Raw genomic sequence first — 7843 nt, 5'->3', positions numbered from 1 at the left:
CGGGGGCCCGCCCCGCACCGCCGGGCCCCCGACGGGCCGCGGTGTGTCCGGGCCCCTTTAGATGGCGGCAGGCGGGCCGACCGCCACCCCCCCCAGTGGGTGGGGCGGCTTGCCCGGGTGGGCGAGGGGAGGGGAGGGGAGGGGAGCCGCCCGGGGGGGGGGGCCCCCCCCCCCCCCCCCCCCCGAGGGGGGGGCGCCCGCCTCTCCGGCGCTGCCGGGCGCGGCGGCGAGCCGCCGCAGGCATGCGAGCACGTCGGCCGGGGTGGCGTCGGACACGAAGTACGGGAAGGGCTTGACGTGGAGGACGACCTCACCCGCGAGCCCGCGGGCGAGGAGGTGGTCGGCCAGCACGAGGTCGGGCAGCAACTCGCGCCCCGCGTTGTCGGCGACCAGGCAGATCCTTGCCGGTGCGGCGGCCTCGATGAGCGACCACAGCAGCGGGCGGTCGTCCACCACCAGGTCCGCCGCCCTCTCGTGGTCGCCCTTGAGGGTGACGCCGAAGGACAGGTCGGCGCGGTTGCCCCAGAGCGAGCCGAGCAGCAGCGCCTCGGCCCGCTCGGCCGGGGAGAGCGTCTCCGTACCGTCGAGCGCCGCCAGCTCCCCGTCCACGACAGTGCCCTCGAGTTCGGCCTGCTTCATGGGGCCGAACGGGTCGACCCCGCGCCACGGGCCGTCGCCGAAGTATCCGGTGGCCTCAAGCAGCTTCCGGTAGAAGTAGCTCTCACCCCACAGGAACGGCACGTCGACATAGCGGCGGCCGATCTTGCCACGTCCCCACTCGGCCCAGGCCGCGCCGTCGTGCGCCGACGGCTCCAGCGGCTCCATGACGTCGCGTACGACCTCGTCGAGCAGCCGGTCGAGCGCGCGCCGCCGGTCGGGCGGGTACGGCAGTGCCCGCGCGACCTGGCGGACGAGGACGGGGTGTCGCTCCCTGAAGACGCTCAGGGCGTAGGAGCCGGGGACGTTCCCCATGATCGGCGGGGCGTCCGCCACGGTCTCGTCGCGGGCACCACTCATCCCCGGCATCCTCCTTCGGCTCGCGGGACCGCACCGTCAGTGCAAGTCAGGACGATTGACGGGATCCCTTCCGATCATATGGTGGCGATCAGAGGTCCACCGCTGACGCCGTCTCCTTCAGCTCCTGTGCGGTCATGTCGGTGACGCGGCTGGCGAAGAACCAGGAGTGACCGAACGGGTCCTCCACCTCCACCTGCAGATCACCGTGGAACTGCATCTCCAGCGGCCGGATGACGCGCGCTCCTGCAGCTATGGCCCGCTCGGCGAACGTCTCGACGTCCGGCACGAAGACCAGCAGGTTGACCGGTGTGCCGCCGATCGTCTTCGGGCTGCGGAAGTGGTATTCGGGGTATTCGTCCCGCAGCATGAAGACCGCCTCGCCGATCCGGAACTCGGCGTGAGCGATCTTGCCACCCTGCCGTGGGATCTCGATGCTCACCTCCGCGCCGAAAGCCCTTCGGTAGAAATCGATGGCCGCCTTCGCGTCGTGCACGTTGAGGTAGGGGACGCCGCCCTTGTACTCCTGGGGGACGGGGTTCGTCATGATGCCTCCTCTCGTCGTTGGCGTCTCCATCTTCGACACCCCGTCTACCTGCGACAACGACGAAATCCGCAACGATCGTTAACCTCTGAGTCAGCGATCGAGCTCCGCGCGGAGGAGCGTGATGAACGAACGCACCCTGCCGGTCTGAGCGCCGGCCGGCCAGACCGGCCCGTACTCGATGGGCGGCAGGTCGGCGATGGGCACGTAGACGATGTCGGGCCGGGCGTGGTACCGAGTGGCCTGGTTGCCCACCACGGCCACCCCGGCGCCGCCGCTGACGAGCGTCAGCAGCTCCTGCCGGGAGGTCGTCGTCCGCGCCCGCTGAATGGGACGCCCGCTGGGCGCCTGCGCCGGGATAAGCGCGTCGAGCAGATACTCGGGCGCGCCGGTGGGCGCGAGAACGGTGTCCCTGGTGAGGTCCTCCACGGTGACGCTGTCCCGCCGCGCGAAGGGATGCCGGGCGGATACGGCCAGCATGCGCTCATCGCGCAGCAGTACCGGCCCGCTCGACAGGTCGGGCTCGCGCACGGGCAGTTCGGTGATCTGCACGTCGAGTTCGCCGGCTCGCAACGCGCCGAACGCGTCCGACAGGTGCACCTCGCGGATGCGCACCTCGCATTCCGGATGACGGGTGCGGAACGCCTCGGCGGCGGCCATGATGGCCTCCCCCACCAGCGGGCTGGAAAAGCCCACCCGCAAGGTCCCGGAGAAGCCGCGCCCTGCGGCGATGGCCTTGGCGATGCCCTCTTGTATGCGTTGGTAGCCCGCCTGCACATCCTCGCGCAGCGCACTGCCGACCGGGGTCAGCGCCACCTGGCGGCTGGTGCGCTGGAACAGTGCCACACCGAACCGGCGCTCCAACCGCTTGATCGTCTGACTGACGCGGGCGCCGCTGACGCCCAGCCGCTCGGCCGTACGGGTGAAATGCAGTTCCTCGGCCAGGGTCAGAAAGATCTCTATGTCACGCCGTTCCATAACCCGCAGGTTAGCGATCCGCCACTGATGCCAATCGAGCCGTGAATCGCAGCGGCCGAGCGATCGGGGAAGGCGGGGCGGCAGGGGTGAGGGCGTGGGTGCGCGAGGCCCCTGCCGCCCGCGGCGTCACCCGTCGCCGGTGATGCGGCCGAGCCGCTCCATGGCCTCGATGTACTCCTCCACCATCTCGAAGACGACCTGCCTCGCCGGCTTGACCTGGTTCATCGCACCGATGATCTGGCCGGCGGGGAACGTGGCCAGCTCGGTCGCGTCCGACCTGCCGATCCGCCGCAGCGCGTCGGAGATCAGCATGAACTGCAGCGGCATCGGCAGCGTGCCGGGCGACTCGGCCGACTCCCACGCGTCGGTCCACTCGTTCTTCAGCAGGCGGGCGGGCTTGCCGGTCCAGCTCCGCGACCTGACCGTGTCGCGGGAGGTGGCCGCGATGATGCGCTGCCGCACGGTCTCGGAGGTGTCGGCCTCCTCCACGGCCAGCCAGATCGAGCCGGTCCAGACGCCTTCGGCGCCGAGCGCCATGCCCGCGGCCATCTGGCGGCCGGAGCCGATGCCGCCCGCGGCCAGGACCGGCACGTCCACCGCGTCCACCACCTGCGGGATCAGCACCATCGTGGAGATCTCGCCGGTGTGGCCGCCCGCCTCGGTGCCCTGCGCCACGACGACGTCCACGCCGACCTCGACCTGCTTGATCGCGTGCCGGGGCGTGGAGGCGAGCGCGGCCACCTTCACGCCCTTCGCGTGCGCCTGCTGCACGACGTCGGCGGGCGGCGGGCCGAGGGCGTTGGCGAGCAGCGCGATGGGATGCCGGAGCGCGACCTCGACCTGCGGCCGGGCGGTCGCGTCGGTCCAGCCGAGCAGCACCTTGCCGGAGTCGGAGCCGTCCAGCGGCGGCACGCCGTGGCGGGCCAGCAGGTCCTCCACGAAGGCCCGGTGCCCCTGCGGGATCATCCCCTGCAGCCGCGCCACGAGTTCGGCCGGGGAGTCCACGTCGAGGTCCGCGCCCTCGTAGGAGGCGGGCATCACCACGTCCACGCCGTACGGACGGCCGTCCACGTGGTCGTCGATCCACTTCAGCTCGATCTCGAGCTCTTCCGGGGTGAAGTACAGGGCGCCGAGCACCCCCATGCCGCCGGCGCGGCTGACCGCGGCGACGACGTCCCGGCAGTGGCTGAAGGCGAAGATGGGGAACTCGATACCGAACATGTCGGTGACACGTGTCCGCATGCGTCGAACGTACGTCGGCCCCCAGCAGACTGCAACGCGTTCTAATAAGCCGTACCGGATGGGTTCCTACCAGACGGTAACCAGCCACCGAGAGGAGGCCAAGGCCCACGCGAGAACACGTTCCACGCGGTGGCCGCCTCTCTGCGACGCACCCCAGCGGCATCATCTGTCACAAGGGTGGCGATAGCTCACGGTTAAAGTCAGATTTCATGACAATGCGGGATTGCGGCCATACCACGGGGGCCGTACCTTCCCCCTATGGATCTGGAGATCCGCCACCTCAGAATCGTGCACGCGGTCGCCGAAGCCGGAAGCGTCACGAAAGCGGCCACCCGGCTCGGCCTCGCCCAACCGTCGCTCACCGCTCAGCTCAAGCGCATCGAGCGCTCACTCGGGGGTCCGCTGTTCGAACGCGACCGCAACGGCGCCCGTCCCACTCCTCTCGGCGAGATGGTGCTGTCCCGTGCCCGGGTGCTGCTGCCCGCCGTACGGGACCTCCAAGAGGACGCGGTGCGGTTCGCCAACACCTCCGTCAAACTGCCCGGCTACCGCATCGGCGCGACGAACGGGCCCATACTCGGCGGGCTCGTCGAGCGCCTGACCGCCGACCAGCCGGGCATCCCGGTCACCACCCGCACCTCATGGTCGGCCGGTGAGCTGACCGCGCTCGCCGTGGCCGGCCGACTCGACTTCGTGCTACTGGGGACGTGCGGTGACAGCCCGCCTCCCCCGGCCGAGGCGATGAACTGGACCACGGTCGGCACCGACCCGGTCTTCGTGCTCCTGTCCGAGGACCACCCCCTCGCGGGGGAGAAGGAACTGGAGCTGTCCAGCCTCGCCGACGAACACTGGACGGTCGCCCCCGGCGACGGCTGTTTCGCCGACTGCTTCGCCGCCGCCTGCGCACGGGCCGGGTTCGTCCCCGAGTCCATCTACGAGACGGACGTGGGGACCTGCCTGCACCTGGTCGGAGTGGGTAAGGCGGTCGCCCTGTGCCAGGCCACCTTCCGGCTCACCGCCGGGCTCGTCATGATGCCGCTGGCCGGGGCTCCGCTGCGGTGGCGGCACCTGCTCGGCTGGCACACCGACTCGATCGGCGCGCGGGCCGCCGCCCCCGTCGTCGCCGCCCATGCCCGGGCCGCGTACGCCGACGCGGTGCGGCGCAGCGCCCGCTACGCCGACTGGCTCGTCACCAACCCCGAATACGGAGCGGTTCCCTAGCCTGCAGAGTGCGCCGGTTGACCGGGGCCACGGTTTCAGGACCACGGTTTCAGGACCATGATCCCCTTGTGACGGGACCGCAGGACCGGCCATGATTCGGACATGGTCGGTCTCGAGGTGGCCCGCCAGGCAGGGGGTTCGCCGCGACGCCCGACGGCGGTGTGGGCCGCCGCGGGAGCGTGGGCCGGCAGCCTTGTCACCGTCACCGTCGGTCTTGTCCTCGGCGGCGGGAACCCGTCGCCGTACCTGCTGGTCGATTCGGTTCAGGGCCTGGTGTATCCGGCGGTGGGAGGGCTGGTGGCGGCCCGCAGGCCACGCAACCCCGTCGGGTGGCTGCTCGTCGGCATCGGCGCCGCCCACGGTCTGGACGTCCTCACGGGTGCGCTCCTGCTCCGCGGCGTCCCCCTGGCCGCCTGGGCGGAGAACTGGCTGTGGTTCCCAGGGCTCGGCACGCTGACGGCCGTGCTGCCCTTCGTCGTTCCGGACGGTCGCCCGCCCGGCCGGCGGTGGCGCCCGTTCCTGCTCCTGTCGGCAGGCACGGTCGGCCTCGCGACCCTGGTGGCGATGGCGCAGCCGACCATACAGGGCCGGCCAGGAGAGCTGCTGACCAACCCGGTGGGTGTCCCGGGCGCCGCCGCCGCGGTGGGGCCGGCATTCGTGCTCTATCTGACCTGTTCCGTGGTGGCCGTCGCATCGTTCGTCCGGCGTTGGATGACCAGCGACCGGGACATGCGCCGGGCCCTGCTGCCCGTCCTCGTCGCGGTGGTCGTGGTCGTCCTCGCGCTCGTCACGGTGAAGGCGGTGCAGGAGCTCGGCGGCGGACCGGCGGCCGGACCTCTGGTGCAGGCGGTGGTGCTGCCGCTGATCCCGGTGTCCGTCGCCGTCTCGGTGCTTCGGCACCGGCTGTTCGACATCGAGTTGGTGCTGCGCCGCTCGGTCGTCTACCTGGTACTCGCCGTGCTGCTCGGCGCCGTGTACGCAGCGCTGATCTTCGTCACGACGGGCCTGCTGCGCCATCGGTTCCCCACGGTGCCGGTGACGGTCGCCACCGTCGGAGTGGCCCTGGGGTTCGCCCCGCTGCGCACCGTCGTCCAGCGTGCCGTCTCGCGCGTGCTGTTCGGCGACCGGGACGACCCGTACGCGGTCCTCTCGGCTCTCGGACACAGGCTGGCCGCGGCCAGGCGCCCGGGTGGCGCGCTCGACGGCGTGACCGAGCTGGTCTGTCGGACGCTGCGGGTTCCGGCGGCGAGCCTTGTCGGCAGGAACGGCACGGTTGTCGCGGCCACCGGCACCCTGCCGCCCGCGGCGCTGCGACTGCCCATCGTCATCGACGGCGAGGAGGAGGGCGAGCTCCTCGTGGCTCCCCGTGCGCCAGGGGAGACCTTCGGCCGGCGGGACCGCGAGCTGCTCGAAGACCTGGCACGGTCCGCCGGCCCGGCGTTGCGCTCTGACCGGCTCGCCGCCGAACTCCGCCGGTCCAGGGAGCGGCTGGTGGCCGCCCGCGAGGAGGAGCGCCGCCGGCTGCGCCGGGACCTGCACGACGGGCTCGGGCCTGCGCTCGCCGCCATCACCCTGCAACTCGACGTCGCCGAGGCGCAGCTGACCCGCGACATACGCGCGGCCGGTGAGCTGCTCGCGGAGGTGCGCCGCAGCGCGGCGCACGTGGTCGCCGACATGCGGCGCGTGGTGAGCGACCTGCGCCCGGCCGAGCTGGACGACCTCGGCCTGCCGGCGGCCCTCGATCGGGTGGCCGAGCGGATCTCGCCCGGCGGCCCCGCAGTCTCCGTCCGTTGCGCCCCTCTGCCCGCGCTGTCGGCGGCCGTGGAGGTCGCGGCCTACCGCATCGTGCAGGAGGCCGTGACCAACGCCGTCCGGCACTCCGGCGCGCGGCGGGTGACCGTGGACGTCGCGGCTCGGGACGGCGAGCTCACCGTGTGCGTGCAGGACGACGGGACCGGTCTGCGGCCGGACGCCGTGCCGGGTGTGGGCACCGAGAGCATGCGGGAGCGCGCCGCCGAACTGGGCGGCGCCGTGGACACCCGTTCCCGCGCCGCCGGGGGCACACAGGTGGCGGCGCGTCTGCCGCTGGAGCCACGATGATCGACGCCGACCCCGGTCCCTCGCTGCGCGTCGTCCTGGCCGACGACCATCCGCTGTTCCGGCACGGGCTCCGCATGCTGCTCGAACAGATCGGGGGGCACCGCGTGGTGGCGGAGGCCGGCGACGGCGAGGCGGCGCTCGCGGCGGTGGCCGAGCACGAGCCCGACGTGGTGGTGATGGACCTGACCATGCCGGTGCTGTCCGGTCTGGAAGCCACCCGGAGGGTGGTGCGCGACCATCCCCGTACCGCCGTGCTCGTGCTCACGATGAACGAGGACGACAACTTCGTCTTCGCCGCGCTGCGCGCCGGTGCGCGGGGCTACGTGCTCAAGGGATGCGAGGGCGCCGAGTTCCTGCGGGCGGTGCGCGCCGTCGCCGCCGGTGAGGCGTTATTCGGACCCGCCGTCGCCGCGCGGATCTCGGCTTTTCTCGGCGGCGGGCCGCCGGGTGCCCGCGAGGCGTTCCCGGAACTGAGCGATCGCGAGCGCGAGATCCTTGACGCGATCGCCGCCGGGAAGAGCAACGCCGCGATCGCCCAGCGGCTGCACCTCAGCCCCAAGACGGTGAAGAACTACATCACCTCCATCTTCGACAAGCTGCAGGTGGCCGATCGCGCGGAGGCGATCGTGCGCGCCCGGGAGGCGGGGCTGGGCCGAGAGTAGAGGGACCGTGACGGGACCGCGCGCACTACCGGGCGGGACCGGGGGACCGCGACGGTGACTGGCGTCGGTGCCGGTCGGCGGC

The 7843-nt window shown here is 72.2% G+C and carries 7 protein-coding genes; 3 read left to right on the top strand and 4 right to left on the bottom strand.

From position 1 onward, the window contains the following. Positions 1–57: 57 nt before the first annotated feature. The 4 genes from FLW16_RS27290 to FLW16_RS27275 all read right to left on the bottom strand — a co-directional run bounded on the left by FLW16_RS27290 (position 58) and on the right by FLW16_RS27275 (position 3778). Positions 58–1017 carry a damage-control phosphatase ARMT1 family protein gene (locus FLW16_RS27290; protein WP_260615631.1) on the bottom strand — a complete coding sequence of 320 codons (960 nt, stop codon included), beginning with the start codon at positions 1015–1017 and terminating at the stop codon, positions 58–60. A gap of 88 nt (positions 1018–1105) precedes the next feature. Next, a complete protein-coding gene (locus tag FLW16_RS27285) occupies positions 1106–1561 on the bottom strand; it encodes a VOC family protein (RefSeq protein WP_142562991.1) in 456 nt (151 codons plus the stop codon). A gap of 90 nt (positions 1562–1651) precedes the next feature. Then, on the bottom strand, positions 1652–2536 hold the full coding sequence (locus FLW16_RS27280; RefSeq protein WP_142562990.1) for a LysR family transcriptional regulator: 885 nt from the start codon (positions 2534–2536) through the stop codon (positions 1652–1654). 126 nt (positions 2537–2662) lie between these two features. Continuing rightward, a complete protein-coding gene (locus FLW16_RS27275; protein WP_142562989.1) occupies positions 2663–3778 on the bottom strand; it encodes a nitronate monooxygenase family protein in 1116 nt (371 codons plus the stop codon). Positions 3779–4036: 258 nt separating this feature from the next. Here FLW16_RS27275 and FLW16_RS27270 point away from each other — a divergent pair, with 258 nt between their 5' ends. The 3 genes from FLW16_RS27270 (at position 4037) to FLW16_RS27260 (ending at position 7761) form a co-directional block, all read left to right on the top strand. Then, entirely contained in the window at positions 4037–4999 is a 963-nt protein-coding gene (locus FLW16_RS27270) for a LysR family transcriptional regulator (RefSeq protein ID WP_142562988.1), read from the top strand. A 102-nt stretch (positions 5000–5101) separates the two neighbouring features. Next, complete coding sequence (locus FLW16_RS27265; RefSeq protein WP_142562987.1) at positions 5102–7099, top strand: sensor histidine kinase; 1998 nt, start codon at positions 5102–5104, stop codon at positions 7097–7099. Next, the gene (locus FLW16_RS27260; protein WP_142562986.1) at positions 7096–7761 is read left to right on the top strand and encodes a response regulator transcription factor; all 666 of its coding nucleotides are present in this window, start codon (positions 7096–7098) and stop codon (positions 7759–7761) included. Before FLW16_RS27265 ends, FLW16_RS27260 begins: the two co-directional genes overlap by 4 nt. The last annotated feature ends 82 nt before the right edge of the window (positions 7762–7843 follow it).

The sequence above is a fragment of the Microbispora sp. KK1-11 genome (assembly GCF_006874435.1).
In the GTDB taxonomy this organism is placed as follows: domain Bacteria; phylum Actinomycetota; class Actinomycetes; order Streptosporangiales; family Streptosporangiaceae; genus Microbispora; species Microbispora catharanthi.
The sequence above is the reverse complement of the archived record's forward strand: the minus strand, read 5'-3'. Positions and strand labels throughout refer to the sequence as shown.

Bases quoted from the DNA above. Each gene is read 5' to 3' on its own strand.
- FLW16_RS27290 (WP_260615631.1), bottom strand. From the start codon at position 1,017: ATGAGTGGTGCCCGCGACGAGACCGTGGCGGACGCCCCGCCGATCATG.
- FLW16_RS27285 (WP_142562991.1), bottom strand. From the start codon at position 1,561: ATGACGAACCCCGTCCCCCAGGAGTACAAGGGCGGCGTCCCCTACCTC.
- FLW16_RS27280 (WP_142562990.1), bottom strand. From the start codon at position 2,536: ATGGAACGGCGTGACATAGAGATCTTTCTGACCCTGGCCGAGGAACTG.
- FLW16_RS27275 (WP_142562989.1), bottom strand. From the start codon at position 3,778: ATGCGGACACGTGTCACCGACATGTTCGGTATCGAGTTCCCCATCTTC.
- FLW16_RS27270 (WP_142562988.1), top strand. From the start codon at position 4,037: ATGGATCTGGAGATCCGCCACCTCAGAATCGTGCACGCGGTCGCCGAA.
- FLW16_RS27265 (WP_142562987.1), top strand. From the start codon at position 5,102: ATGGTCGGTCTCGAGGTGGCCCGCCAGGCAGGGGGTTCGCCGCGACGC.
- FLW16_RS27260 (WP_142562986.1), top strand. From the start codon at position 7,096: ATGATCGACGCCGACCCCGGTCCCTCGCTGCGCGTCGTCCTGGCCGAC.